The organism is Chelatococcus daeguensis, assembly GCF_001887265.1.
In the GTDB taxonomy this organism is placed as follows: Bacteria; Pseudomonadota; Alphaproteobacteria; order Rhizobiales; family Beijerinckiaceae; genus Chelatococcus_A; species Chelatococcus_A sambhunathii.
The window spans coordinates 1,292,140-1,318,188 of record NZ_CP018095.1; the positions used below are offsets into that span (position 1 = coordinate 1,292,140).

The window sequence follows — 26,049 nt, forward strand, 5'->3', positions numbered from 1 at the left end:
TGTGGACCGGCGCAGTGATCAGGGCGAGGGAGCAAGGGCGTTGAAGCGGGCGAGAAACCGCGTCTCCGCCTCTCCGGCGGACCAGGGCGCGAGCAGGGCATCGATCGCCGGCGGCAATGGCGCCGGACGGCCGAAGAAGGTCAGCGCCTCCTCCCGGGCAAAGCCGGCAAGGCGCGTCGCCTCGAGGAAGGCGGCAATCCTGTCGGCGCGCTTCGTTACCCGCACGAGGGCCGCGGGCGTGGTCGCCGGCAGGCCGAAGCGCAGGTGGATCGCTGCTGCCAGCCGGTGCTCCACCTCCTTGTAATTGCCGCCGAGCACCGCCTTGAAGGGCGAGATCATGTCGCCGATGACATATTCCGGCGCGTCGTGCAGGAGCACGACGAGGCGCGCCCGGGCGTCGAGCTCCGGATAGACGTGCCCAGCGATCGCATCGACCAGAAGCGAATGCTGCGCGACCGAGAAGATGTGGGGACCGACGGTCTGCCCGTTCCAGCGCGCGACGCGGGCAAGGCCGTGGGCGATGTCCTCGATCTCGACATCGAGCGGGGAGGGGTCGAGCAGGTCGAGCCGCCGCCCGGACAGCATGCGCTGCCAGGCGCGCGGGGGCTTGGCTGGCTTGCCGCTCATCGCCCACCACGTGCTGCGGGCACGCATTCCACGGTCGGGCGGGCCGGAGAAAACGCTCGCGACAATCCGTGCAACAGGGATCTCCTCTTCCTTGCCGTCAGGCATGCCGAAACAGGCCGGAACCGCTCGGCTCGCTCCCTACCTAGCACCATGAGGCATGCGGGCAAGACGCCGGCGGCGGCATGGCGGCGGCGCTCGGCCTCGAAGGCGGACGAGAGGGCGCCGTTTGCCACCGACCGCGACGCACATTGCGAGGCGCGAATAGAAAATTATTGTAATCGTCCCGCCACTACTTTGCGTATGAACCTGATCAACCCGAGAATTGATATATCAGGGCGGTCAAGGCCGCTCGATGTGGCGCCTATGCTTCAATTCCCATAAGCAATGGTGCCTTTCTTCTCTTCTCGGGGAGAGCGGGGTCGCGCGAAGAAGCAGCGATCAGGCGAGAAACATAATGAAACTTTCAGAGATGCGTTTCCGTGGCTCGTCGCCGCGGACGATCGAATTCGTCCCCACGATGCAGGTGCTCCTGCCGAGAAGAGAGGGAATAGGGATTCGGGCAATCGCGCTCAGGTATCTTGTCGTGTCGGTCGCGATTTTATCCTGCTTGAGCCCCGGGGAATCCCGCGCGCAACTCGCCTGCACCAACGGCGCAAACTATTCATGCGAGCCGCCATCCAAGAACGGCCTCACACTCACGGCGAATCCCGATTCCATCGTGGCCGATGAGAACATGGTATTGCGCGGCGGCGGGTCGGGACAGCCCGTGCGCAACTATTTCGTCGGCAATGCCGACAACGCCAACCAGGCGAACGTCTGGATCGGCGATGCCGGCCACACGGATTCGACCACGACGATCTATGCCAACCACTTCGCTGTCGGGGACAGCACGACCTCGGCCTCCGGCGCCAATGCGGCGGCCATCGGGCCGGGCGCGGTGGCGAGCGAGGCCGATGCGCTGGCATTCGGCGCCGGTTCGCAAGCGACGGCGGAAGGAGCGGTCGCGCTCGGCGCCGGCTCGGCGGCCGACCAGGCCAATACCGTGTCGGTCGGCGCGGTCGGGAACGAGCGGCGCATCGTCCATGTCGCGGCGGGCGTCGACCGCACGGATGCGGTCAATGTCGGCCAGTTGCGGGATGTGGAAACGGCGTTGAACGAGCGCATGGACATCCTTCAGGGGATCGTGCTCGAGACGCGCAGGGAAGCCCGCCAGGGTGTCGCCGCCGCCGTCGCCATGACGACCGCGCCCATGCCGTCGGCGCCCGGGCGCACCAGCTGGGCCATGAACCTCGCCACCTTCAAGGGCGAATATGCCTTCGGCGGCTCTCTGGCCTATCGCTTCGACGCACCGGTCCCCATCGCCCTGACCGCCGGCTATGCCTATGGCGGCGGCAAGTCCCACGCCGCGCGCGTCGGCCTGCAGGGGGAGTTCTAGGCCGTAAACCCATAAACGGCTCTGGGTTCCCTGACGGTGGCAATTGTGATTCAAGCTCCTTTTCGGGAGCTTTGCGATGGGCCGCTACGATCTGACGGATTTCGAATGGGAGGCGATCCGGCCTCACCTTCCCAACAAGTCGCGGGGCGTGCCTCGCGTGGATGACCGGCGGGTTCTCAATGGCATCTTCTGGTGCCTGCGCTCGGGCGCGCCGTGGGCGGACATGCCGGCGCGCTACGGGCCGCCGACCACGATCTACAACCGCTTCAACCGATGGCGGAAGGCGGGCGTCTGGGATCGGCTCATGGACGCGATCACAAGGGCTTACGATGGTGACGTGCAGATGATCGACACCTCTGTCGTCCGCGTCCACCAGCACGGGGCGACGGCAAAAAGGGGGGTGTCGATCGATGTCTGGGTCGCTCCCGAGGCGGGCTCACGACCAAGCTCCACGCGCTCGTCGACAGCCGAGGCAGGCCGATCCTCCTCAAGCTCACGGCAGGCCAAGCCAGCGACCTCGCGAGTGCCAAAGACCTGATCGGGCATCTCGCGCCGGGCTCAATGCTGCTGGCCGACAAGGGATACGACGCCAACGACCTGCGCGCTGCCGTCGCCGAGCGGAACGCATGGGCGAACATCCCGCCCAAGCGCAACCGCAAGGACCCGATCTGCTTCTCCAGGCACCTCTACAAGGCGCGCAACCTCGTCGAGCGCTTCTTCAACAAGATCAAACACTTCCGCCGTATCGCCACCCGCTTCGACAAGACGGCGGAAAACTTCCTCGCCGCCGTGAAGCTCGCGTCCATCCGCATCTGGCTACGCGGTTATGAGTCTACGGCCTAGGGCGACGGCAGCCCGGCGGCCGCTCCTGGCGGTGCGTCGGGCGCGCCGCTCACCGCGTGTCGCGGGCGAGCGCGGCGCATTCCTCGCGACGATAGCAGCCGACGAGATGGTCGTTCACCATGCCTACCGCCTGCATGAAGGCATAGACGATGGTGGGGCCGCAGAAATTGAAGCCGGCCTGTTTCAGCGCCTTCGACATCGCCCGTGATTCTGCCGTCTCGGCCGGCACCTGGGCCATGGCGGAGAAGCTGTTCTGCCGCGCCCGTCCGTCGAGGAAGCCCCACAGGAAATTGCTGAAGCCGTCGCGCTCCATGATGGCGAGCCAGGCGCGGGCGCTCTGCACGGTGCCGGCGATCTTGGCCCGGTTGCGCACGATGCCGGCGTCCTGCATCAGCGCCGCGAGCTTCGCCTCGTCATAGCGCACGATGGCCGCGGGATCGAAGCCGTCGAAGGCTCTGCGGAAATTGTCACGCTTGCGCAGGATGGTGATCCACGACAGGCCGGCCTGGAAGCCGTCGAGGATCAGCTTTTCGAAGAGCGCGCGGTCGTCATACTCCGGCACGCCCCACTCGGTGTCGTGGTAGGTGACGTAGAGCGGGTCGACGCCCGGCCAGCGGCAGCGCCATTTTCCGTCCTCGTGCAGGATGAGATCCGCCTTCGCCACGTCGTTCATGGCCCCCTCCGTCACCGTCATCCCCGCGCCGGGTCAGGAGCCGATTCGCCGGGGAAGGCGAAGGTGGCGAATCCCGGCTTCTCGAGGGTGAGGGCGAGGCCGCCGGCGGTCGGCGTCAGGCCCGCGGCGAGCGCATCCGCCACGCGGTCGAGCCGCAGCATGGCGAGGCCGCGCCCGCGGGCGCAGGAGCCGACGTGGCCGAGCGTCTTCTCGCCCGCGACGACCGCGGCCCCGTCCTCCGGCACGAATCCCCCGGTGAAGACGACGGGTACGATGCGCGTGCGGGCGGTGCCGCGGTGCTGCATGCGCGACACCACCTCCTGGCCAACATAGCAGCCCTTGTCGAAGGACACGCCGCCGAGCTGGTCCATCAGCACCTCGTGCGGGAAGGCTTCGCCATAGGTGAAATCCTTGCCGCCCTCCGGCACGCCCGCCGCGATGCGCATGGCGTGGTAGTCGGCGAGCGCTGCCTCACCGAAGGCCTCGATTTCCGCCCGTGGGCCGATGGCACGTCGCCCGAGAGCGGTGAGGCGCGGGTCTTCGTAGACCTGGCCGGGCGCCGCTGTCTCGTCGCCCCACAGGGCGGCGACGGCGAGCGCCTCGCTTTCGTCGGCGATGATCACCTTGGCGCGCAGCTTGTAGAAGGCGAGGCGCTTGACGAGGTCGTGCGTGAGCGCCCGCGGCGCATCAAGCAGATAGCCGCCGCCGTCACCCTCCGGCACGGCGAGGACGAGAAAGTCGAAAAGAATCTTGCCCTGCGGCGTCAGCAGCGCGGCCCACCGGGCCGTTCCGGGCGCAAGATCCGCGACGGCGCTGGTGACGATGCCGTCGAGGAAGCTGCGGGCGTCCTCGCCCGTCACCCTGACGACGCCCCTGTCCGGCAGAAAAGTCCTCGGCATTCAGCCCTCCGTCCGATCTCGCTCGAGAGATAGGGGGAGGGCGTGCACCGCTCAACCCGGTTTCGAGAGGATGCCCGTCAGGCCGGACGCATCAGTGCTTGCTGGCGGTGGAAAAGGCGCCGCCGCGGATGCGCTCCGGCAGGCGCTCCGCAAAATCCGCCACCGCTTCCTCGCCATAGGTGCTCACGAGTTCCTGAAAGGCGGCGAACAGCGCGGCATGGGCCACGCAGTCTCCGTCGAGGCCGTCGAGCTGCGCCTCGGCGAAGGCCTCGCTCAGATAGGTGAGCGCAGCGCGCTTCTCCTCGGCGGCCCCGAGGAAGTCGTCATCGTGCTGGTTGAATTCGTCCATGTTCCTGCCGTTACGCAACCCGTGGCGCGCTGCCGCCGGTCCACCCACTCTAGCAGCCGCGGGCCGGCACTCTAGCGGCTTCTTTACGCGAGGTTAACAGCGCGGAGAAAATGCCTGCAATCCACAGGGGACATGGCTGGGCGCGGGATCGCGCCCGGCGGCGGCAGCATCACGCCTCACTGGCCGAAGCGCGTCGCCAGGGTGCGCGTCAGGCGCTGGCCCTCGGCGACGTGCAGAGCGCGCGCCGCCCGCGCCGCATCGGTGCAGCGCCGATAGGTCAGGGCGTAGCTGCGATAGCCGCGATTGTAGGCGCCGGCGAGGCGTTCGCGCCGCTGCGGGCTCGCGCCTTCGGCATCGAGCAGGTCCGTCATGCGCTCGCGCCATTGCTGCGCATCGGCTTCTTCGCACAATCCATCGATGAAGGTGAGCACGCCCAGCACACGTGCGAGGCGCTGCATGTCGGCATCGTAGGGTGGGGGCGTCTCTACGCCGCTCTCCGGCTGCGCTGCGGGCGGCAGCGTCTGGGAGAAGGTGGCCGTGGCGAGGCTTGCTGCGATGGCGGCGCAGGCGGCGAGCGCGACCGGTTTCATCGCGGCCCCCCGTCGAGAACGGCGGCGGCCCGGGTGACGATGGCGGCAAGACCGGGTGTCGTCCACAACTGCGCCACCTCGTCCGGCAGGGCCCAGCGCACCGCGCCTGCTTCAGGACCGGGGGCCGGTTCGCCGGCGCGCCAGCGGGCAGCGAAGGCGGCGATGACGAAATGATGCACGACGCCGGTCGCGTCCCGCTCGATGATCTCGACATGGTCGACGAAGGCGGCGATCTCGGCCTCGACGCCCACCTCCTCGCGCAGTTCCCGGAGCGCGGCCTCGTGGAGGCTCTCTCCCGGCTCGACGAGCCCGCCTGGCAGGCTCCAGCACGCCTCCATCGGCGGGCGGCCCCGCGTCGCGATCAGCACCCGCCCGTCGCGGAAGGTCGCGACGCTCGCGGCGAGGAAGGGGCGGGCCGGATAGCGGCGGTCTTCGGGCATGCCGAGCGCTCTAGACGTGCTGGCCGCCGTTGATGTGCAACTCGGCACCGTTCACGTAGGAGGAAGCCTCCGTGCACAGGAAGTAGATGGCCTTGGCCACCTCGTCAGGCGTGCCGAGGCGGCGCAGCGGGATCTGCTCAACGAGCTTCTCCGTGCCGGGCGACAGGATGGCGGTGTCGATCTCGCCCGGCGAGATGGCGTTGACGCGGATGCCGCGCGGGCCGAAATCCGCTGCCATCTCCCGCGTCAGTCCGGCGAGCGCCGCCTTGGACGTGGCATAGGCGGCCCCGGCGAAGGGGTGGACGCGCGAGCCGGCGATGGAGGTGACATTGACGACGGAGCCGCGCGTGCGGGCGAGCTCCTCCACGAGGCCGCGCGCCAGCATGATGGGGGCGAAGAAATTCACCTGGAAGACCTGCTTCCAGTCCTCGAGGCGCGTGTCCATGGTGCCGAGCCGCGAGCCGCCCGGCCCCTTCGGCGAGATGCCGGCATTGTTGACGAGCGCGTGCAGTACGGCGCCCTCGGGCTCGAGGCGGCGCTTGATCTCCTCGATCGCTTCCACGGTGTTCTCGGGATCGGCGAGATCGACCTGGATGTGGTCTTCAGGGCCCATCTCCCACGGACATTCCTCCGGAAAGGAGTGGCGCGAGCAGGTGATGACCCGCCAGCCGGCGGCGGAGAAGCGCTTGACCGTCGCATGGCCGATGCCACGGCTCGCCCCGGTCAGGAGCATCACGCGCCGGGTCGCATTGGTGGATGGGGGCATGGCGGTTCGTCCTGCTGGTGATCGGGGCGTCGAAGGGGCTCGCCCCTCAGGGATATAGGCGCTCGCGCTGCCACGCGCTATCGGGCGCCGGCCGGTGGAAGCGGATGCGATCGTGCAGGCGGAAGGGCCGGTCCTGCCAGAATTCGATCGCCACCGGCCGTACGCGGAAGCCGCGCCAGTAGTCGGGGCGCGGGATCTCGCCGACGCCGAACTTGGCCGTGTAGACGGCAACCGCCTTCTCGAGCGCGAAACGGCTCTCGAGCGGGCGGGACTGCTGCGAGGCCCAGGCGCCGATGCGGCTGCCGCGCGGGCGCGAGGCGAAATAGGCGTCCGCCTCGGCATCGGTGACGTTTTCCACCGGGCCGCGCACGCGCACCTGCCGGCGCAGGCTCTTCCAGTGGAAGAGGAGGGCGGCCTTCGGCACCGCGGCGAGCTCGCGCCCCTTGGCGCTCTCGGCATTGGTATAGAAGACGAAGCCCTGCCCGTCGAAGCCCTTCAGCAGCACCATGCGCGCGTCCGGCAGGCCGTCCGCGTCCACCGTGGCGAGCGCCATGGCGTTGGGATCGTTCGGCTCGCTCGCCGTCGCGTCCTCCAGCCAGCGGGCGAAGAGCGCGAAGGGATCGGTTTCGTTGGCGAAGTCACCGCTCGTTAACGCTTCCACGGCTTAAATTCCTGACGGATTCGAATGGATCGGCGAGGCGGCTCGTGACCCGGGGCGATATGCGCAGCTCTTATAAGAGAACAGCGTCGTTGTGCGAAGGCATTCACGCGGGTCGTGGCGTCGCACGCGCTGCCGCGCTCGTGGCGGCACTGGCTGCGGGCGGCTGCAGCATTTCCTTTCCGCTCGGCTCCCTCGTTGGCGAGGACGTGGCGACGACGAGTTCGGTCGCGCCCGCGCCATCGCCTCTCTCGCCCGAGCTGACGGCGGAGGACTGGCGTCGCGCCAGAAGCGCTCTCGAGGTCGCGCTCGACCCCTTCGGCAACGGCACCAGCGCCTCCTGGGATAATCCGGAAACCGGCGTCAAGGGGGCCTTCCTGCCGCTCGGGCAACCCTATGTGAAGGACGGCGACGTGTGCCGCGCCTTCCTCGCCGACCTGTCGCTGCAGGTCGGCGCGCAAGCCATGCAGGGCACCGCCTGCCGGCCGTCCGGCGGCGGCTGGTCCATCACCGAGGTGAAACCCTGGCGCAAGCCCGCCTGAGGCTCCCGGAATCGCGCAATAACCGTTGCAGCCGTGCAACAGTTGCCCCATATGGGAGGGGATTGGTTGCGGTGCCCCGCTCCCTGACGGAATATCCATGCGCGATCCATACAGCATTCTCGGTATTGCCAGATCGGCGAGCGACGCGGAGGTCAAGAAGGCGTTCCGCAAGCTCGCCAAGGCCTATCATCCCGACCAGAACAAGGATGATCCCAAGGCGAAGGAGAAGTTCGCCGAGGTCAATGCCGCCTACGAGATCCTCGGCGACAAGGCGAAGCGTGCCCAGTTCGACCGCGGTGAGATCGACGCGGAGGGCAAGCCGCGTTTCCAGGGTTTCGACGGGTTCTCGGGCGCAGGCGCCGGGCGCGGCCAGCACGGCGGTTTCGACTTCCGCCGCTCCGGCGCCGGCGCCGGTTTCGACCCGCAGGACTTTTTCTCGGACCTTTTCGGCGAGGCGATGCGCAATGCCGGCCGCACGGCCGGCGCGGGTCGCGGCCGGACCCATCATCCGCGCGGCGAGGACGTGAAGGCCGACATCACCGTCACGCTCGAGGAGGCGGTTCATGGCGGCAAGCGGCGTATCAACTTCACCACCGGCCGCGAGGTCGAGGTCAACCTGCCCAAGGGTGTCAGCGACGGCAAGACCATCCGCCTGCGCGGCCTCGGCGAGCCGAGCCCCTTCGGCGGCGAGCCGGGCGATGTCCTGCTCACGGTCCATGTCGCGCCACATCCGCAGTTCCGGGTTGAGGGCAAGAACCTGCGCCTACGCCTTCCGGTGCCGCTGGCCGATGCGGTGCTCGGCGCCAAGGTGCGCGTGCCGACCCTCGATGGCGCCGTCAGCATGACGATTCCACCGATGTCGAGCGGCGGCAAGAGCTTCCGCCTGCGCGGCAAGGGCATCCCTCAGAAGGACGGCCCGGGCGACCTTATCGTCACGCTCGACATCATCCTGCCGGATGCCGCCGACCCGGCGCTCGACGCGCTCATGCGCAAGTGGCGCGAGGCGGCCTCGGCCAAGAGCTGAGCGGTACGGGCAAGCCTTCGGCTCGGCTTTTTGTGCTGATTCCCGGCTCTCGCCCGCGCTTCGCGCACGACAGTCGGGAAGCGAGGTCGTTCGCCGAGAGGACCTCGTTGCTCGAACAGACGCGGCAAAGCGGGACGGGAGGCCGTGCCCAGCTTGAAAACCCGCCGGTGCCCGTAGGCATCGCCACTTCTCCTGGCCACCCGAATCAGTTCGGCGTGTGCTGCCCGCGGCTCTGCCGCTTATGCCCAGGCGAAAGGCTTGTCACATCGAAGTGGCGCGCCGAGGCTTCCGTCCGCCGTCGCTCTCGGCTAATGATGCGCGTCCGCTCCGGACCATCCGGCTTTCAGACAGATCAGATTTCGAACGGCCATGGCAGACAACTCAGCGACACGCCCGTCCATCATGTCCGGCAAGCGCGGGCTCATCATGGGAGTGGCCAACAACCGCTCCATTGCCTGGGGCATTGCCAAGGCCGCGCACGCCCATGGGGCCGAACTCGCCTTCACCTACCAGGGCGATGCGTTGAAAAAGCGCGTCGAGCCGCTTGCGGCGGAGCTCGGCGCCGAGGTCATCGGGCATTGCGACGTCACCGACGGGGCGACCATCGATGCTGTCTTCGCAGAAGTGGAGAAGCGCTGGGGCAAGCTCGACTTCCTCGTCCATGCCATCGCTTTCTCAGACAAGGACGAGCTTACCGGTCGCTACGTCGATACGAGCCAGGAGAACTTTTCCAAGAGCCTGCTGATCTCCTGCTACTCGCTGACGGCCGTCGCCCAGCGCGCCGAGAAGCTGATGACGGACGGCGGCTCCCTGCTGACGCTGACCTATTACGGCGCCGAGAAGTGGATGCCGCACTACAATGTCATGGGCGTCGCCAAGGCGGCGCTCGAGGCAAGTGTGCGCTATCTCGCGGCCGACCTCGGCCCGCAGGGCATCCGCGTCAACGCCATCTCTGCCGGGCCGATCAAGACGCTCGCCGCCTCGGGCATCGGCGACTTCCGCTACATCCTCAAGTGGAACGAGTACAACTCGCCTCTGCGCCGCACGGTGACCATCGAGGAAGTGGGCGAGACGGCGGCTTATCTCCTGTCCGACATGTCGCGCGGCGTGACCGGCGAGATTCACCATGTCGATGCCGGCTATCATGTCGTCGGCATGAAGAACCCCGACGCGCCCGACATCGTGCTCGGCAAGGAATGACGGCAAGGCCGCGTCTCTTCTTCGTCCGCCACGGCGAGACGGACTGGAACGCCGAGGGGCGCCTGCAGGGCAAGCGCGACACGGCGCTCAACAACACCGGACGCGGCCAGGCCCAGACGGCGGGGCGCCTGCTGCGCGGTCTCGTGCCCGATTGCGAGGGCCTCGACTTCATCGCGAGCCCCCTCGCGCGCACGCGCGAGACGATGGAACTGCTGCGCCACGCCATTGGCCTGCCGCGGCAGGGCTACCATCTCGAGCCGCGCCTCGCCGAGATCTCGTTCGGCGAATGGGAAGGGCGGACGTGGAAGGAGCTGCGCACGAGCGAGCCCGACCTCTATGCCGCCCGCAAGCGCGACTGCTGGCACTTCACGCCCCCGGGCGGCGAGAGCTACGCCGCGGTCGCGGCTCGGGTTCGGCCGCTCCTCGAGAGCCTGACCCGCGACACCCTCGTTGTCTCGCACGGCGGCGTCGCCCGCGCCGTGCTGACACTCCTCTCCCGCGTCGCGACGCACGAGGCGCCGCACATCGACATCTGGCAGGGCCGCATCCTCGTCTTCGACGCCGGCGACCACCGCTGGGAGCCGGCCTGAGCGGGCTGGCATCTAGGCCAACGCGTCTGAAGCCGTGCTGATGGTTAGGCACGTCGCGAAACGATGAACCGTCGGCTCCCTCTTCTCCCTCCCCCCACGAAGTGGCGGGGAGGGGGAGGGGTGGGGGGCGGCGCCGCAGGCAGGCGTTCAGTCGTTACCCGCAGAAAGATCCGAAACGCCATCGAGGGTGGCGAGGCCCCCCGCCCCCAATCCCTCCCCGCCGCAGGCGAGGGGAGGGAGGCCCGGCTGCGCCGGTGGTCCGGACCGGGCCGTTTGACGATGCGTCCCCGCGCGCGTAAGACGCGCCGAGCATTACGGCGGCGAGATCCATGTCCCACAACAGCTTCGGCCACCTCTTCCGTGTCACCACCTTCGGCGAGAGCCACGGGCCTGCCATCGGCTGCGTCGTCGATGGCTGCCCGCCGCGCATTCCGTTGACCGAGGCCGATATCCAGCATGACCTCGACCGCCGCCGGCCGGGCCAGTCGCGCTACACGACCCAGCGCCAGGAGCCGGACCAGGTGCGCATCCTCTCCGGCGTCTTCACCGACGAGAAGACCGGCGTGCAGATGACGACGGGCACGCCCATCGGCCTCACCATCGAGAACGTCGATCAGCGCTCGAAGGACTATGGCGAGATTCGGAACAAGTATCGTCCGGGCCACGCCGACTATACCTATGACGTGAAATACGGCATCCGCGACTACCGCGGCGGCGGCCGCTCCTCGGCGCGCGAGACGGCGATGCGCGTCGCTGCCGGTGCCGTCGCCCGCAAGGTCGTGCCGGGGCTCCTCGTGCGCGGCGCGCTCGTGCAGATGGGCCCGCACCGGATCGACCGCTCCCGCTGGGATTGGGACGAGACCGGCCGCAACCCCTTCTTCTGCCCGGACGCCGAGGCGGCGGCCTTCTTCGCCGACTATCTCGACGGCATCCGCAAGAAGGGCTCGTCCATCGGCGCCGTCATCGAGATCTTGGCCGAGGGCGTGCCGCCCGGCCTCGGCGCGCCGATCTACGGCAAGCTCGATGCCGACCTCGCCGCGGCATTGATGAGCATCAACGCGGTCAAGGGCGTCGAGATCGGCGCAGGCTTCGGGGCCGCGGCGCTGACGGGCGAAGAGAATGCTGACGAGATGCGCCTCGGCAACGACGGCAAGCCGCTCTTCCTCTCCAACCATGCCGGCGGTGTCGTCGGCGGCATCTCGACGGGCCAGGCGGTGGTGGCGCGCTTCGCCGTCAAGCCGACCTCCTCGATCCTGCAGCCGCGCCTGTCGGTCGACCGCTTCGGCGCCGAGACGGATGTGGTGACCAAGGGACGGCACGACCCCTGCGTGGGCATCCGCGCCGTCCCCGTGGGCGAGGCCATGGTCGCCTGCGTTATTGCCGACCACTTCCTGCGTCACCGCGGCCAGGTGGGCGAGACGACGCCCTGGCCGATGGGCGGTTGAGTGAAACTAAATAGTGCGAGCCCGTTTCCCGACGTCATGCCCGCGCTCGTCGCGGGCATCCACGCCGTGACGCTCGCGCAGGGGCGAAAGGCGTGGATGGCCGGGACAAGCCCGGCCATGACAGCGGGAAGGTTGCGCTCCGCGGTACTCGAACAGCCGTGCGACGAGAACCGGCAGGACGGCGAGCAGGGGCGGGAGCCAAGTCGGCGCCATCTCGCAACTCGGCGATTTTAGTTGAACTAAAATCCCGCCGGCGTTAGCGTCGCCTTATGAGACTGGCCGACTGGCTTATCCGCGAGAACATGACGCGCGTGGATTTTGCGCGCCGCATCGGCGTCACGCCCGGCGCGGTCACGCAGCTGTGCCGCGACGATGGCGCCTGGCTATCGCGCGAGACGGCGCGCCTCATTCTCGAGGTGACCCGTGGCGCCGTCACTCCCAACGATTTCATCGACGCCCGGAGCGGTTCTCCGGTGCGCGAGGAGGCTTTCATGACCCAGACGGTGACCGAGGCGATCGAGGCCTTCGCCCGCGGCGAGATCGTCGTCGTGACGGACGACGACGACCGTGAGAATGAGGGCGACCTCGTCGTCGCCGCCTCGCTCTGCACGCCGGAGAAAATGGCTTTCATCATTCGCCACACCTGCGGCATCGTCTGCGCACCGCTGACCGGCGCCGACGCACGGCGCCTCAGGCTCGACCCCATGGTGGCAGCCAACGACGCGCCGCTCGGCACGGCCTTCACCGTCTCGGTCGACGTGCGCCACGGCCTCACCACCGGGATTTCGGCCGAGCAACGCAGCAACACGGTGCGCGCCCTCGCCAACAACAACATGGGGGCGGGCGATTTCGTGCGCCCCGGTCATGTCTTCCCGCTCATCGCCAAGGACGGCGGCGTGCTCATCCGCTCGGGCCACACGGAGGCGGCGGTGGACCTCTGCCGTCTCGCGGGGCTGCCCGAGGTGGGCGTCATCTGCGAACTCGCCAACGACGACGGCACGGTGATGAAGGGGCGCGAGATCGACGATTTCGCCACGACGCACGGCCTGAAGCGCCTTTCTGTGGCCGACCTCATCGCCTATCGCCAGGCGCGCGAAAAGCTGGTCGAGCGTGTCGCCACCTTCCCGGTGACGACCGAGATCGGCGAGATGACCGGCCATGCCTATGTCACGCCTTTCGATACCGTGAACCACTTCGCCTTCGTCTACGGCAACATCGGCGACGGCCGGGGCGTGCCGGCGCGCCTGCACCGGGCCAATGTGGTGGCCGACGTCTTTGGTGGTGGCAGGACGCTCAACAAGGTGCTCGGCCAGTTCGCCAAGGAAGGGCGGGGCGTGATCGTCTATCTGCGCGACGGCACAGCCGGCGTGCCGCTGACCGTCGTCAGCGAGGATGCGACCGGCTCCGAGTTCGCCCGCACCCAGCAATGGCGCGAGGTCGGCCTCGGCGCGCAGATCCTGCGTGACCTCGGCGTCACCTCGATCCGCAACCTTGCTTCCAGCTCGCGCGCCTATGTCGGCCTCAGCGGCTTCGGCATCGAAATCGCTGATACGGTCATCCTGGAGGGGTGAGGGGCCTGGCAGGGCACGGCTCCCCCGCGAGGACAACGACACACCGTTCCCGCGTCATGGCCGGCCTCGTCCCGGCCTCCACGCTTTTCCGCCTTGCGTAACGTCAGGGCAGGGATGCCCGCGACAGGCGCGCGCATGACGGGTCTCCTTTCTTTGACCGTCGGCGAGGGACTAGGCACCGCTCTTCTCCCTCTCGACCACAAGGGGGAGGGGAAGCAACTCGCTCCGACAGCCGTCCCTCGCGACGTCGAAACTCACCCTCGCATCAGGCACTGCACGTGGGCGGCCACGGAAGCCGCCAGGCCCTGCAGGTCGTAGCCGCCTTCGAGCAGCGACACGATGCGCCCGCCGCACTGCCGGTCGGCGATGTCCATGAGCTCGCGCGTCGCCCAAGCGAAGTCTTCCTCCGTCAGGTTGATGTTGGCGAGCGGGTCGCGCCAGTGGGCGTCGAAGCCGGCGGAAATGACGATGAGGTCCGGCCGGAAAGCGGAGATGCGCGGAAATATGGCGACTTCGAGCGCCTCGCGGAAGCTCTCGCCCCCTTCGCCCGCATGCAGCACGGCATTGACAATGTTGTCGTGCGCCCCGCGCTCGGAGGCGGCACCGGTGCCGGGATAGAGCGGCATCTCGTGCGTCGAGCAGTAAAGCACGCTCGCGTCGTCCCAGAAGATGTCCTGCGTGCCGTTGCCGTGGTGCACGTCCCAGTCGAGAATGGCGATGCGTTGGAGGCCATGCCGTTTCTGCGCGTGTCGCGCGGCGATGGCTGCATTGTTGAAGAAGCAGAAGCCCATCGCCGTCGCCTTCTCGGCGTGGTGGCCGGGCGGGCGGGCGGCGCAGAAGGCATTGGTGGCCGAGCCGCCCACCACCTCGTCCACCGCGAGGATGGCCGCGCCCGCGGCGTGCACGGCGGCCTCCAGCGTGCCTGCCGACATGGTCGTGTCGGCATCGATGCTGACCACTCCCTCGCGCGGCGCGGCGGCGATGAGGGCATCCACGTGCCTTGGCGGATGCGCGCGGCAGATGGCATCCCGATCCGCAGCCGGCACGTCGCGGATGCGCACGAGATCGGCGAATTTCTCCTGCTCCAGCGCCTGCTCGATGGCCCGCAGGCGCTCCGGCCGTTCCGGATGGCCTGGCGGGGTCGCGTGGGCCATCGAGGAAGGGGGGGAGATGAGGAGCGTCGTCACGGCGATATCCCAGGAGAGGATGCAGCTTTGCAGGCGGCGGGCGTTGTGTCCATGTCACGCTTGGCGAGTATTTGCCGATCGGGGTCGTTTTCTTGTCGGCGGCCGTTGCTACGCCGTTCGCATGTGCCATACAGCACCGCGAATCGGGCGCGTCGAATCGCATCTTACGCCCGATCGATGATCGTTTGGGGGCGATTGGCATGTTCTTGAGGATGTTGGGTGCCGTCGTGGTGATCGGCATGTCGCTGGCCGGCTGCAATTTCAAGGGTGTGCCCGACCCGGATGTCTCGGCGCGTGACCGCGAGTGGATGTCGCTCGTTCCCCAGGCAGACGTCGATCCGCAGTTCGGCCGCTACATGATCGACGATCCAACCGGCGAGCCCCCCGGCACCATCGTCGTCGACCAGAAGTCGCGCCTGCTTTACTTCGTCTTGCCTGACCGCAAGGCCATCCGCTACGGCGTCGCCGTCGGCGACGAGGCCTACGGCTGGACCGGCACGGCCGAGGTCGCCCGCAAGGCCGAGTGGCCCAACTGGAATCCGCCGGCCGAGATGAAGGCCCGCTGGCCGCACGTGCGCTTTACCGAGGGCGGGCCGAACAACCCGCTCGGTGCCCGCGCGCTCTATCTCTACGAGAACGGTCGCGACACGCTTTACCGCATCCACGGCACCAACGAGCCCGAGAAGATCGGCCAGGCCGTGTCCTCCGGCTGCATCCGCATGCGCAACATCGACGTGATCGACCTCTACAACCGCACCAAGGTCGGCGCGCGCGTCATCGTCAAATAGCGGCGCTCACGTCAGCGGCCCCGGCTGGCCGCCGAGATGGATGAGCACGATCTCCGGCGGCACACCGAGGCGCATGGGCAGGATACTCGTGCCAAGGCCGCCGGAGACGATCATCGTGCGGCCGCGCTCGGCCACGAGGCCATAGGCATAACGATTGCCGTAAGCGGACGGTACGACGGGCGAGTAGCCGAGTAAGCGCACTTGCCCCCCGTGGGTATGGCCGGCCAGCGTCAGGCTGACGCGCGCCGGCACGGTGGGGAAGATGTCCGGCTCGTGCGCGAGCAGGATGACGGGCGCGGTGTCGTGGACCTGGGCGAGCGCCGCGGGCAGGTCGTCGACACCGCGGAATCTGTCCGGCCCGAGAATGTGGGCGATCTGGTCGCCGAGGCCGATCAACCAGAAGGCCCTGCCGTCCTTCTTCAGCCGGACGGCGTCATTCTCGAGCACCGGGATGCCGACGCCCTCGAGCGTGCGCCGCATGGTACGCGCCCCGTCCGCTGGCATGCCAGGCGCGATGGCGTGCCACCAGTCGTGGTTGCCGAGGATCGAATAGACGCCGAGCGGCGCCGCGAGCCGGCCGAGCGGCTCGGCCCATTCCTCCGGTTCGAGACGTCGCGTCACGAAACGGTGCGTGCCGATGTAATCCCCGAGCAGCACCGTCACGTCCGGCTTGAGCGCATTGGTCGCCGCGACGATCTCCGCGACGCGGGCGGCGGGCATATGCGGCTCGCAGACGTGCAGGTCGGCGATGGCGGCCAGCGTCAGCTCCATGTCCGACGGCCAGCCGCGCGGCGTAATCCAGTAGCGCTTGACGATGAGCCGCATGCCCGGCTCGACCGCCAAGGCGTAGGAGGCGAACCCGGCACCTGCAACGACCGTCCCGGCGAAGGCTTTGAGAAGAGTTCGCCGGGTCGGCATATTTCACGAAGGTCCTGTCAGCTGGCAAAGGGTCCGTCGCGCAGATAGTCGGGCAGCCGCTCGGCCTTCCTCTGCCTGCCACGGCGGAATTGCTCCACCGCGGCCGCCACCGCCGGAATCCCGATGGCACGAAACGTTGGCGCATCCGCCTTGCCTTGGCAAGCGGGGGTGATCCGGGCGGTGGCCACGGCCGTCTTCCCGGCCTTATCTTCGGAACGTGAAGGGATCTCGGTCATCTGCTCGGTCTCATGGCTCTGCCGGCGGCCGGCCGGCTGGGTGCGCCGCCTGCCGTGCGGCGCGACGTTCGTCACCATCGCGCCCGATCGCGTCGGGCGCTTGGCGGCACTGCGGCAAAGGCGTGTTATATCGCGATCGACTCCGCGACAGGGTTAACAGCGCCGTGCGGATCGAGACGCTAACCAGCCGACGCCGCACGGGATGTGCGCTGGCGCTCCGACAGGCCGGGACTTGTCTTTCAGGCGTTCCGGCCGGGCGGCACGAAGCGGCAGCCGCGTTCCTCCAGGAGGCGGGCGACGGCAATGGCCGTCGCATCGGCCCATTCTGCCGCGACGATCTGTACCCCCGTCGGCAGGCCGGCCGCCGTGCGCATCACGGGTACCACCGCCGCCGGCAGATGCGCAACGCTCGCGAGCGAGGACCACAGGAGGAAGTCGAAGTAGGGGCGCTCCGTACCGTTGACGGCGATCGTGCGGGCGTGGATGTCCGGCGTTTGGTCGTGCGGAATGGCCGCCACCGGCGCCGGTGGCATCAGCACCACGTCCCAGTCTCTGAAGAAGACGGCCCAGTGCTCCTTGAGCGCGCGCCGGCGCTCCAGCAGCCTTTGCCAGGTGGTGACGTCGAGCCGTGCTCCGCGCGATTGCAGGGCCCGGTGCGACAGGTCGCCGGGAGCGTAGCTGGCGGCATCGGCCGCCAGCCTGTCGCGCACCTTCTGCGGCAGGCCGGCCGCCACGATGGCGTGGTTGAGAAGCGCGTAGACCTCGAAGGTCTCGGCGAAGGAAAAGCCCGGCCGCGCCCGCTCGTCGACGATGGCTCCGGCCTCGGCCAGCAGGGATGCGGCATGGGCGACCCCGGCCGCCACCTCGGCATCGACCGGCGCCAGGGGCTCATCGAGCCAGACGGCGACCCTGAGGCCGCGCCCGTCGAGACGCGGCACGTCGATCGGCCGGCCGTCGCGCGCGATGACGGGCAGGATCAGCGCTAGGTCTTCCGCCGAGCGGGCGAGGGGGCCGGCGACGACGAGGTCGCCCTCCTTGGGCGTGCCTGGCGCGGGCGGCACGTGGCCGAGTGTCGAGACGAGAGACCAGGTCGGCTTGAGGGCGAAGACGCCGCAGGCATGCGCCGGCCAGCGCAGCGAGCCGCCGAGGTCCGACCCGAGCTCGAAGGCGCTCATGCCGGTCGCGACGGCAGCGGCCGCCCCACCCGACGAGCCGCCCGTGGAGCGCGTGATGTCCCAGGGATTGTTGGTGGTGCCGTGGACGGGGTTGTACGTCTGGAAATCCCCCGAGAAAAGCGGCACGTTCGACTTGCCGAGGATGACGCAGCCGGCTTCGCGCAGCCGTGCGACGGCCGCCGCATCCGCTTCGGGCACCCGGTCGCGGAAGCTCGGCGCCCCGGCGGTCGAGACCATGCCGGCGACGTCGAAGGCATCCTTGATGGTGATGACGAGCCCGTCGAGTGCGCGGGCCTTGCCCGCGGCCCGGCGGGCGTCGCTTTCTTCGGCGGCGCTGCGTGCCGCGATCGTGTCGAGTGTCACGATGGCGTTCAGCGCCGGGTTCTCGGTGGCAATGCGCGTGAGCGTCATGTCGAGCAGCGCGACGCTCGACAATTCGCCGCGCTCGAGGCAGGAGAGGATGGCATGCGCGGGTTGCGTCAGGAGATCCACGGCCCCTCCCAGGGTTCATACGAGCTTGTCTTGCGGCCCGTTCATTCGGCCGCGGGAGAGCGGATGCGCCCCGGCCTGCCGGCAGGGTCGCTCCGGTCCTCCTCGTCGCGGCGCAGGATATCGCGCCAGGCAAGGAGCACACGTTCCAATTCCGCGATATCGGTGTGCGGAAGAACGCCCAGGGTCCGCTCAACATAGGCGCGCTGGGCGGCGATGCCGCGCTCGGCAAGCGCACGCCCCTTCTCCGTCAGATGGAGCGCATAGGAGCGGCGGTCCCCGGCAATGGGCTGGCGCACGACGAGGCCGCTCGCCGCGAGCCGGTCGACGAGGCCGGAGACGTTGCCCTTCGTCACATAGAGGCGCTCTGCCAGCTCCTGCTGCGTGATGCCCTCGCGCTCGGTCAGGGTGGATAGCACGTCGAACTGGGGAATCGACAGGTCGAGCCGGCGCAACTCCTGGTTCATGGCCGCATAGAGCCGCTGGTTCATGCGGACGAAGCGCAGCCAGGTTCGTATCAGCGCGTCGCCCTGCTGAACGCCTTCTGTCATCAGTGTCGGCCCGTCCCCATGCTTGCCCCAAGGCCTTAACCCATCTGCGCGGCGATGAAAACACCGCCCGACTGCACGATGATGCCGCCGCGACGCCGATGCCGTTGCGCCCGCCGCCATGCGATGCCATCCATGGCTACGCGGTCGTCCCGGCCGTTCCTGCCGTCGTCTCTCCTGCCGCGAGCCGTCCTATGCGCCGCCTGATCGTCGAGGAGCCTTTGTCGCAAGCGGCCGTCTGGAGCCGCAGGGTCGGCTGGTTCGCCCTGCTCGTGGCGGCGGCGGGCGTGCTGCTGACCCGCCTCGGCCTCGTCGAATGGTTCGCCGGCCTGTCGGTCATCGCAAGCGCGGTCGCGCTGGCGCTCGTTGCTCTCGCCCTCGCGGTCGCGGCCTTCGTTTTCATCTGGCAGGAGGGGCAGCAGGGGCTTACCCTCGCCGTGCGGGGCGCCGTGCTGGCCCTCGTTGTGCTCGGCTGGCCGGCATTCCTCGGCTTCAAGGCCGTCGTCCTGCCGCGGATGAACGACATCAGCACCGATATCCTCGACCCGCCCACCTTCTCGCGCTCGGCGCAGGTGCTTGCCGCCCGCGCGGGCCACGTGCCCCGCGAGATCGCGGCGGACGAGCGCTTGCCGCAGCGCGACGCTTATGCGGACGTCGTCCCGATCTATGCCGAGCTGTCGCCAGAGGATGCGCTGTCGGTCGCCGAGAGGGTGGCACGCACGCTCGGCTGGGACATCGCGGAGGTGCGGCAGCCCGGCGGGCGTACCGGGCGCGGCCAGATCGATGCCGTCGACCACACCTTCCTGCTGCGCTTTCCGGACGACATTGTGATCCGGGTGACGCCGCGCGCAGAGGGGACGAGGGTCGATGTGCGCTCGGCTTCCCGCTATGGCGTGCACGATTTCGGCGTCAATGCCGAGCGCATCGCCCGCTTCATCACCGAGTTCGAGCTGCAGGCGAGGGCGGCGCAGTTCTGACCGTCACGCCAGCCGGTAGCGGGCCGTGAGCGTCGGCGCGCCATCGCAGGCGACGAGTCTGCGCGCCACCAGGTCCTCGAGGTGGGCGAAGACGGAGAGCCCGGCTGCGCCGAAGAGCGTCGGCGGCAGCCCCTCGTAGAGGGACGGGACGATCTCGGCGATGGTCTCGTCGCCGGCCGCAAGCCGGTTGAGGATCGCGGCCTCGCGCTGCCGCCGGTGGTGGACGAGGGCGCGCAGGAAGCGCTGCGGCTCGCGCACGGGGCCGCCGTGGCCGGGCCGGTAGATCGTCTCCTCGCGCATCTTCAGCTTCGCGAGCGAGGCCATGTAGGCCTGCATCGACCCGTCCGGCGGCGCGACGATGGTGGTGGACCAGGCCATGACGTGGTCACCCGAGAACAGGGTGTTCTCCTCGGGCAGCGCGAAGGCGAGGTGATTGGCCGTGTGGCCGGGCGTCGCGAGCGCCGTGAGTGTCCAGTGCGGGCCGGCCACGGCCTCGCCGTCCGCGAGGACGACATCGGGCGCATAGGCGTGGTCTGCCGAGGCATCGAGCGCATTGGCCTCGCCGAGCGCCAGCGGGCGCGACGCGACATGGGGTCCGCAGCCGACGACGAGGGCGCCGGTGGCTGCGCGCACCGCGGCCGCAGCCGGGGAGTGGTCCCGGTGAGTGTGCGTGACGACGACGTGCGTCACCGTCTCGCCCCGCACGGCATCGAGCAGCCGCGCCACATGGGTGGCGTCGTCGGGCCCCGGGTCGATGATGGCGACCCGGCCGCGGCCGACGATGTAGCTGCACGTCCCGCGATAGGTGAAGGGGCCGCCGTTCGGCGCGACGAGCCGCCGCACGAGCGGCGTGAGCGCCTCGGTCCGCCCGATCGGGGCCTCCATCTCCTCTTCGAAGGGAATGGCCTGCGTCATTGATTCGGCCCTCACCGGGATGCGGCGACCGGCTTTCGGATCACCCGAGGCGCTCTTGTAGCACGAGCGGTTGGCAACGCGACCATCGGCCATCAGCCGGTCTACAGGCCGTATGCGAATGGCGCCGGAGAAGGCTCGCATTCTATGCAAAGTTGCATAAAATGCTATTATTAGCGCGCTGGTTGCATTGCTGTATGAGCATTTGATGTTCAGTTTTGAGGGGTAACTTTTCGCTACGACGTCAGTCGAGAGAAATAAAATGATAAAACAAAATGAATTGAGCGATGTTAATGTCGTAATTAGGACAACTTATAATAGAATAGATGGCGAGTTTCAGTCGGATATGTCGGCCCTTGTCGGGGTCGACAAATGCGATTTCATGCTGGATGGTGAGTTCAGGGCAGCCATCGATTGGATAAAGTATAACGACATGCGCGTCTGCAGCATGGCGTTGCCGCCGGGGCGTCTTCTGCGCGAAGTGGTGCAGGTTGCAGGCAAGGCGCCCTGCATCGTCATGACGGCCGTACAGAACGGTGCCATGCGGCTGACGCTGGAGCATGGCGCGTTCGATGTGGGTGGCGAACGCATCGTTGTGTTCGACGCGCGGGCACTATTGTCGATCGATATGATGGCGGGTGAGGACGGGCGGTGCACCTTCCAGTGGCTGGAACTGTCGTCGATGACGGATTTCGCCGGGGCGCTGAAGGGGGAGGCGGCGAGCATCGAATCCGTTTCGTTGCGCGAATACATGCAGTTCTTCTCCCGCTTCCTCCTGAAGTATGGTAATTCGCATATCTCGGACTATGTGGATGTCTCGATCCGCCAGAACATCGTCGAGATGCTCAAGACGTTCCTCCGCGACCAGACGGCGCGCAGCGATGGCGGCAACAAGGCGCGCCTCGCCAACGACATCATCGAATACATCAAGAAGAACATCGACAATCACGACCTGGGGGCCGGGCGCATCGCCCGCCAGTTCAACATTTCCCAGCGCAAGCTGTACAAGATCTTCGAGGAATCGGGACTGTCGCTGCGCGACACCATCCTGCACTACAGGCTCGAGGCGGCACGCAAGGAGCTGGCGTCGTCGTCTGAGAAGAAAATCATCAACATCGCCTTCGACAGCGGTTTCAACGACGTCTCGACCTTCTACCGCAACTTCAAGCGCAAATACGGCTACTCGCCGCGCAGCTCCCAGTAGCGGGGTGGTCGACGCGGCGGCGTGGGAGGCTTCCCATACTCGGGGGCGTCGCAACTGGCGCAGCATATCCAATTTTGCTAATTGTGTCTCATGAAAGAGAACAATTCGCGATTTTTGGAGATTGGCCTGCGCCTGCGCGCCTATCGCCTGGGGCGTGGCATCACGGCGGAGCAGGTCGCGGACCGTCTTGAGATGTCGCGTGCAGCCATCTACCGCCTGGAGAAGGGCGAGGTGGTCAAGATCGAGACGATCCAGCGCATCGCCGACCTCCTCGATGTCTCGGTTGCCTCGCTGCTGGGCGTCAGCGTCGAGTATTACGACAACGCGGTGGCCTATTTCGAGCGCATGCGCCAGCTGGAGGAGGGGGCCGAACAGATCCTCGCCCATTTCGCGCCGTTCTCGTACCTGCTGTCGTCGGACGAATATGCCCATGCCGTCGAACTCGCCATCCGCGAGACGGTGGTCGGCGACGTCGGCGAGGAGGAGGTCGCTCCCGAGGTCGAGGCACTGGTGCGCATCCTGCGCGAGCGGCGCGGTCACGCCAGCCGCCGGCGGCCCGGCATCGTCAGCATCGTCGGGCTGCAGGACATCGAACGGCTCTTGCGCAGCGGCGTCATCGGCCGTTTCGACCTGCCGGAGGAGGAGGCGGCCGAACGGCGGGCGATCGCGCGGCGCGAGATCCTGCGTCTTGCCGATCTCCTCGAGGAGGAGCCCATCGGCATCCAGATCGGCATCGTCGAGGAAACCCTGCCGCAGCAGACCTTCCAGATCTTCCGGCAGAAGGAGCGCACCTTCGTCGCCATGAGCCCCTTCCGCTTCGCCGACCATCCCAACATCCGCAATGGCGTCGCCATGGTCACCGAGGCACCGGACGCCGTGCAGCTGTTCGACAACCTCATCGCTTCCCTGTGGCGCAGGGCTGCGAAAGGCCGCGAAGGTGCGGAGCGCCTGCGACACGTTGTCGAGCGGGTCGAGGCCGGTGTGCGCGACGCGTAAAAAAAATTAGACAACACTCAAAAAAGCGATATCGTTTCGACTTCCGTATAGCCGGAGGAAGAAACGGATGCTCACGCGCAGAGTCGTTCTGCTCGCGGCCGGGCTGGTCATTGCGGGGACCTTCGCCGCCCAGGCCCAGCAGGCCAAGTACGTCGCCAAGATCGGCCATCTCGAGGCCGCCACCCAGCCGCGCCACAAGGGGCTTGAAAAGGTCGCTGCGCTCGTCAAGGAGCGCACCAACGGCGAGGTCGAGTTCCAGCTCTATCCCGCCTCGCAGCTCGGCAATGCCCGCCAGATGGTCGAGGGCGCCCAGCTCGGCTCGTCCGAGGGCACGGTGATGCCGGCCGCCTTCCTCGGCGGCTTCAATCCCGTCGTCTCGGTGCTCGACATCCCCTTCATCATGCCCGAGGACCGCGCCAAGTCGCAGGCGCTGCGCGATGGCCCTTTCGGCCAGGCGATCCTCGATTCGTTCACCAAGCGCGGCCTCGTCGCCATCGCCATCTGGCCGAACGGGCGCAAGAGCGTCACTTCCGCCAAGCCGCTCGCCGGCGTCGACAGCTTCAAGGGCCAGAAGTTCCGCGTCATGGATTCGCGGATACTTATCCAGCAGTTCGCGGGCGTCGGCGCCGCCGCCATCGCCATTCCCTTCGGCGAGCTCTACACGGCATTGCAGACTGGGGTCGTCGACGGACAGGAGAACCCGCTCGATACGATCTCGACCATGAAGTACTACGAGGTGCAGAAGGACCTCGTGGTCTCCAACCACGGCGCCATGGAGGACCTCGTCCTCTTCAATCCAGCCTGGTGGAACAGCCTGCCGGAAGGCCACCGAGACGTCATCGTCAAGGCCTTTCTCGAGGTGCGCCCGCAGGTCGAGACTCTGAAGGAAGAGGTGCAGACGCTGGCCTTCAACCAGATCAAGGAAGCGGGCGTGAACGTGCGCGTTCTCGGCGACGCAGAGCGGGCCGACTGGCGCGCCAGGATGTTCCCGCCCGCCCGTGACGCCTATCTCGAGCGCGCCGGCGCCGAGGGCAAGGCCGTCATGGAGGTCTACGAGGCGGAAGCGAAGAAGCTCGGCCTCGCCAACTGAGCCTTGCGACGAAACCCGAGGGCGCGACCCCATGCTCCGCACCGCAATGACCGTCCTGCGCACCTTCGAGCGCAACATCATCGGCCTTCTGCTCGTGGCCATGTCGGCCGGCTATGTGGTCAACGTGCTGGTGCGTGTTTTCGCGCCCTCGCAATCCCTCCATTTCGCCTGGATGGAGGAGGCGGCGCTGTTCATGCTCGCCTGGCTCGTCTTTCTCGGCCTCGGACTGACGCTGGAGAAAGGCCGTCACATCGCCATGACAGCGCTCTACCGGCGGATGCCGGCGGGCGTGCAGCGCGTCGTGGCCTTCGTCATCAATGCCGTCGGCCTTGCCTTCTGTGCCTATCTGACGAAGGTCGGCTACGATTTCGCGCGCTTCATCGTCAATTCCGGCCAGACGAGCCCGACGCTCGATGTGTCCATGGTCTGGCTCTATGCGGCCCTGCCGGTCGGTTTCGTGCTGCTGGGCCTGCGCTACCTGCTTGAGCTTGTCGGCGTCGAGAACCGCTTCGCGCTCGCCGACCGTGGCCAGGACCACTGAACCCAACCACTGCGGCGGACGGTCCGACGTATCGAAGAGGGCGCTTTTCCCGTGTTGATCCTGCTCTGCATACTGGCTGCCCTGCTTCTCGTTCTCGGGTTCGAGATGCTGCTCGTCATGGGCGTGCCGAGCGTGCTCGCCCGCCTTGCGGAATTCCCGAACCTGCCGGACATCGTCATCGCCCAGAAGATGGTCGGCGGTGTCAATGTCGGCACGCTGCTCGCCATTCCGTTCTTCATCTTCGCCGCCGATCTCATGGCCCACGGCACCATCGCCGAGCGGCTCATGAACCTCGTCAAGAAGAACCTCGGCCATCGCGCCGGCGGCATCGGTCACACCACGGTCGTCTCGTGCATGGCCTTCGGTTCGGTCTGCGGCTCCGCGCCGGCCACCGTCGCCGCGCTCGGGCGCTTCCTCCATCCCGAGCTGATGCGCGCCGGCTACAAGGAGCGCTTCTCGCTCGGCCTCATCGCATCGAGCGCGGAATGTGCGCTGCTCATCCCGCCGAGCATCACGCTCCTCGTCTATGCCTGGCTCACTGGCACCTCCGTCGCGGCGCTGTTTGCCGGCGGCCTTGCCGTCGGCGTGGTCCTCGCCCTCGCCTTCATGCTCTACGTCGCCTTCGTCACGCGCCGTGCGGGCATCGAGCCCGCCCCGCGGGCGAGCAGCGCGGAGCGCTTCGAGGCGGTGAAGGCCTCGCTGCTCGCGCTCGGCATGCCGGTCATCATCCTCGGCGGCATCTATTCCGGCTTCTTCACCGCCACCGAGGCCGCGGCGGTCGCCGTCGCCTATGCCCTCCTCGTCGAGATGGTCATCTACCGCCAGCTTGGGTGGCGGGACGTGATGCAGGTTGCCGAACAGAGCGCGCTCACCATCGTCGCCATCTTCATCCTGCTGGCGGTCGGCTCGCTGCTCTCCTATTTCGTCACGCTTGCACGCCTGCCGGATCAGCTTCTCATGCTGCTCAACGACTGGCAGGTGAACTGGATCGTCTTCCTGCTGATCATCAACGTCGTGCTGTTGATCGCGGGGATGTTCATCGATCCCAATTCCATCATGGTCATCCTGCTGCCCGCCATCTTCCCGGTGGCGACGGCGCTCGGCATCGACCCCATCCATTTCGGGCTCGTGGTCTGCCTGAACATCTGCATCGGCATGATCACGCCGCCCTTTGGCCTCGACCTCTTTGTGACGTCGTCGGCCTTGCGCAAACCGGTTGAGACGGTGATCGCGGGCATCTGGCCGTTCGTGCTGACGAACATCGCCGTGCTGCTCGTGATCTCCTACGTGCCGTCCATATCGACGGCGCTGCCGCGGCTGCTGGGCTACTGACCCG

28 protein-coding genes and 1 pseudogene are annotated in these 26,049 nt (G+C 67.6%); 15 read left to right on the forward strand and 14 right to left on the reverse strand.

Features of this window, described 5'->3' with window-relative positions; all coding sequences use genetic code 11:
* Window positions 1–18: 18 nt before the first annotated feature.
* Window positions 19–627: an HD family hydrolase gene (locus tag BOQ54_RS06160; protein WP_055459184.1), complete on the reverse strand. Its 609-nt coding sequence runs from the start codon at window positions 625–627 to the stop codon at window positions 19–21.
* Window positions 628–1,081: 454 nt separating this feature from the next.
* Here BOQ54_RS06160 and BOQ54_RS20355 point away from each other — a divergent pair, with 454 nt between their 5' ends.
* On the forward strand, window positions 1,082–2,062 hold the full coding sequence (locus BOQ54_RS20355) for a YadA family autotransporter adhesin (RefSeq protein ID WP_280949566.1): 981 nt from the start codon (window positions 1,082–1,084) through the stop codon (window positions 2,060–2,062).
* A 76-nt stretch (window positions 2,063–2,138) separates the two neighbouring features.
* Window positions 2,139–2,905: pseudogene (locus tag BOQ54_RS19480) on the forward strand (IS5 family transposase).
* Window positions 2,906–2,954: 49 nt separating this feature from the next.
* Here BOQ54_RS19480 and BOQ54_RS06180 read toward each other — a convergent pair.
* The 7 genes from BOQ54_RS06180 to pdxH all read right to left on the reverse strand — a co-directional run bounded on the left by BOQ54_RS06180 (window position 2,955) and on the right by pdxH (window position 7,283).
* Entirely contained in the window at window positions 2,955–3,578 is a 624-nt protein-coding gene (locus BOQ54_RS06180; RefSeq protein ID WP_055459182.1) for a DNA-3-methyladenine glycosylase I, read from the reverse strand.
* A gap of 17 nt (window positions 3,579–3,595) precedes the next feature.
* Window positions 3,596–4,477, reverse strand: a complete 882-nt coding sequence (locus tag BOQ54_RS06185; protein WP_063189618.1) for a YgfZ/GcvT domain-containing protein — start codon at window positions 4,475–4,477, stop codon at window positions 3,596–3,598.
* A gap of 91 nt (window positions 4,478–4,568) precedes the next feature.
* Entirely contained in the window at window positions 4,569–4,826 is a 258-nt protein-coding gene (locus tag BOQ54_RS06190) for a hypothetical protein (RefSeq protein ID WP_019401472.1), read from the reverse strand.
* 176 nt (window positions 4,827–5,002) lie between these two features.
* Complete coding sequence (locus BOQ54_RS06195; RefSeq protein ID WP_071923531.1) at window positions 5,003–5,416, reverse strand: TIGR02301 family protein; 414 nt, start codon at window positions 5,414–5,416, stop codon at window positions 5,003–5,005.
* Complete coding sequence (locus BOQ54_RS06200) at window positions 5,413–5,856, reverse strand: NUDIX hydrolase (RefSeq protein ID WP_071923532.1); 444 nt, start codon at window positions 5,854–5,856, stop codon at window positions 5,413–5,415. Before BOQ54_RS06200 ends, BOQ54_RS06195 begins: the two co-directional genes overlap by 4 nt.
* Before the next feature lie 10 nt (window positions 5,857–5,866).
* Window positions 5,867–6,622: an SDR family NAD(P)-dependent oxidoreductase gene (locus BOQ54_RS06205; RefSeq protein WP_055459178.1), complete on the reverse strand. Its 756-nt coding sequence runs from the start codon at window positions 6,620–6,622 to the stop codon at window positions 5,867–5,869.
* A gap of 46 nt (window positions 6,623–6,668) precedes the next feature.
* Window positions 6,669–7,283, reverse strand: a complete 615-nt coding sequence (gene pdxH, locus BOQ54_RS06210; RefSeq protein WP_071923533.1) for a pyridoxamine 5'-phosphate oxidase — start codon at window positions 7,281–7,283, stop codon at window positions 6,669–6,671.
* An 89-nt stretch (window positions 7,284–7,372) separates the two neighbouring features.
* On the opposite strand from pdxH, the gene BOQ54_RS06215 reads away from it, so the two are divergent.
* From BOQ54_RS06215 to ribB, 6 genes are all read left to right on the forward strand, one after another.
* The gene (locus BOQ54_RS06215) at window positions 7,373–7,822 is read left to right on the forward strand and encodes an RT0821/Lpp0805 family surface protein (protein WP_055459176.1); all 450 of its coding nucleotides are present in this window, start codon (window positions 7,373–7,375) and stop codon (window positions 7,820–7,822) included.
* Window positions 7,823–7,919: 97 nt separating this feature from the next.
* Complete coding sequence (locus tag BOQ54_RS06220; protein WP_055459175.1) at window positions 7,920–8,846, forward strand: DnaJ C-terminal domain-containing protein; 927 nt, start codon at window positions 7,920–7,922, stop codon at window positions 8,844–8,846.
* 369 nt (window positions 8,847–9,215) lie between these two features.
* Window positions 9,216–10,046 (forward strand): enoyl-ACP reductase FabI, encoded by an 831-nt coding sequence (gene fabI, locus BOQ54_RS06225; RefSeq protein ID WP_055459174.1) that lies wholly within the window; start codon window positions 9,216–9,218, stop codon window positions 10,044–10,046.
* Entirely contained in the window at window positions 10,043–10,636 is a 594-nt protein-coding gene (locus BOQ54_RS06230) for a histidine phosphatase family protein (RefSeq protein ID WP_055459173.1), read from the forward strand. Before fabI ends, BOQ54_RS06230 begins: the two co-directional genes overlap by 4 nt.
* 329 nt (window positions 10,637–10,965) lie before the next feature.
* A complete protein-coding gene (gene aroC, locus BOQ54_RS06235; protein ID WP_071923534.1) occupies window positions 10,966–12,081 on the forward strand; it encodes a chorismate synthase in 1,116 nt (371 codons plus the stop codon).
* Window positions 12,082–12,350: 269 nt separating this feature from the next.
* Window positions 12,351–13,652 carry a 3,4-dihydroxy-2-butanone-4-phosphate synthase gene (ribB, locus tag BOQ54_RS06240; protein WP_096335235.1) on the forward strand — a complete coding sequence of 434 codons (1,302 nt, stop codon included), beginning with the start codon at window positions 12,351–12,353 and terminating at the stop codon, window positions 13,650–13,652.
* Window positions 13,653–13,906: 254 nt separating this feature from the next.
* Here the strand turns inward: ribB and BOQ54_RS06245 are convergent, their stop codons facing one another.
* Window positions 13,907–14,839: a histone deacetylase family protein gene (locus BOQ54_RS06245; RefSeq protein WP_071923535.1), complete on the reverse strand. Its 933-nt coding sequence runs from the start codon at window positions 14,837–14,839 to the stop codon at window positions 13,907–13,909.
* A 200-nt stretch (window positions 14,840–15,039) separates the two neighbouring features.
* Here BOQ54_RS06245 and BOQ54_RS06250 point away from each other — a divergent pair, with 200 nt between their 5' ends.
* Entirely contained in the window at window positions 15,040–15,627 is a 588-nt protein-coding gene (locus tag BOQ54_RS06250; RefSeq protein ID WP_055459170.1) for a L,D-transpeptidase, read from the forward strand.
* A 6-nt stretch (window positions 15,628–15,633) separates the two neighbouring features.
* Here the strand turns inward: BOQ54_RS06250 and BOQ54_RS06255 are convergent, their stop codons facing one another.
* The 4 genes from BOQ54_RS06255 to BOQ54_RS06270 form a co-directional block, all read right to left on the reverse strand.
* Complete coding sequence (locus BOQ54_RS06255; RefSeq protein ID WP_055459169.1) at window positions 15,634–16,545, reverse strand: metallophosphoesterase; 912 nt, start codon at window positions 16,543–16,545, stop codon at window positions 15,634–15,636.
* Window positions 16,546–16,562: 17 nt separating this feature from the next.
* Window positions 16,563–16,859 carry a hypothetical protein gene (locus BOQ54_RS06260; RefSeq protein ID WP_055459168.1) on the reverse strand — a complete coding sequence of 99 codons (297 nt, stop codon included), beginning with the start codon at window positions 16,857–16,859 and terminating at the stop codon, window positions 16,563–16,565.
* 161 nt (window positions 16,860–17,020) lie between these two features.
* A complete protein-coding gene (locus tag BOQ54_RS06265; RefSeq protein WP_055459167.1) occupies window positions 17,021–18,448 on the reverse strand; it encodes an amidase family protein in 1,428 nt (475 codons plus the stop codon).
* 41 nt (window positions 18,449–18,489) lie between these two features.
* Window positions 18,490–18,996 carry a MarR family winged helix-turn-helix transcriptional regulator gene (locus BOQ54_RS06270; protein ID WP_055459166.1) on the reverse strand — a complete coding sequence of 169 codons (507 nt, stop codon included), beginning with the start codon at window positions 18,994–18,996 and terminating at the stop codon, window positions 18,490–18,492.
* A gap of 191 nt (window positions 18,997–19,187) precedes the next feature.
* Here BOQ54_RS06270 and BOQ54_RS06275 point away from each other — a divergent pair, with 191 nt between their 5' ends.
* A complete protein-coding gene (locus BOQ54_RS06275; RefSeq protein ID WP_071923536.1) occupies window positions 19,188–19,970 on the forward strand; it encodes a DUF1499 domain-containing protein in 783 nt (260 codons plus the stop codon).
* Between the two features lie 3 nt (window positions 19,971–19,973).
* Here the strand turns inward: BOQ54_RS06275 and BOQ54_RS06280 are convergent, their stop codons facing one another.
* Window positions 19,974–20,885 (reverse strand): MBL fold metallo-hydrolase, encoded by a 912-nt coding sequence (locus BOQ54_RS06280; RefSeq protein WP_071923537.1) that lies wholly within the window; start codon window positions 20,883–20,885, stop codon window positions 19,974–19,976.
* Window positions 20,886–21,228: 343 nt separating this feature from the next.
* Here BOQ54_RS06280 and BOQ54_RS06285 point away from each other — a divergent pair, with 343 nt between their 5' ends.
* The 5 genes from BOQ54_RS06285 (at window position 21,229) to BOQ54_RS06305 (ending at window position 26,045) form a co-directional block, all read left to right on the forward strand.
* On the forward strand, window positions 21,229–22,086 hold the full coding sequence (locus BOQ54_RS06285) for a helix-turn-helix domain-containing protein (protein ID WP_071923538.1): 858 nt from the start codon (window positions 21,229–21,231) through the stop codon (window positions 22,084–22,086).
* A 90-nt stretch (window positions 22,087–22,176) separates the two neighbouring features.
* Window positions 22,177–23,082 carry a helix-turn-helix domain-containing protein gene (locus tag BOQ54_RS06290; RefSeq protein ID WP_071923539.1) on the forward strand — a complete coding sequence of 302 codons (906 nt, stop codon included), beginning with the start codon at window positions 22,177–22,179 and terminating at the stop codon, window positions 23,080–23,082.
* 67 nt (window positions 23,083–23,149) lie between these two features.
* Entirely contained in the window at window positions 23,150–24,172 is a 1,023-nt protein-coding gene (locus BOQ54_RS06295) for a TRAP transporter substrate-binding protein (protein WP_071923540.1), read from the forward strand.
* Window positions 24,173–24,203: 31 nt separating this feature from the next.
* Complete coding sequence (locus BOQ54_RS06300; RefSeq protein ID WP_063187629.1) at window positions 24,204–24,713, forward strand: TRAP transporter small permease; 510 nt, start codon at window positions 24,204–24,206, stop codon at window positions 24,711–24,713.
* A 51-nt stretch (window positions 24,714–24,764) separates the two neighbouring features.
* On the forward strand, window positions 24,765–26,045 hold the full coding sequence (locus tag BOQ54_RS06305) for a TRAP transporter large permease (protein WP_245316312.1): 1,281 nt from the start codon (window positions 24,765–24,767) through the stop codon (window positions 26,043–26,045).
* Window positions 26,046–26,049: the final 4 nt, after the last annotated feature.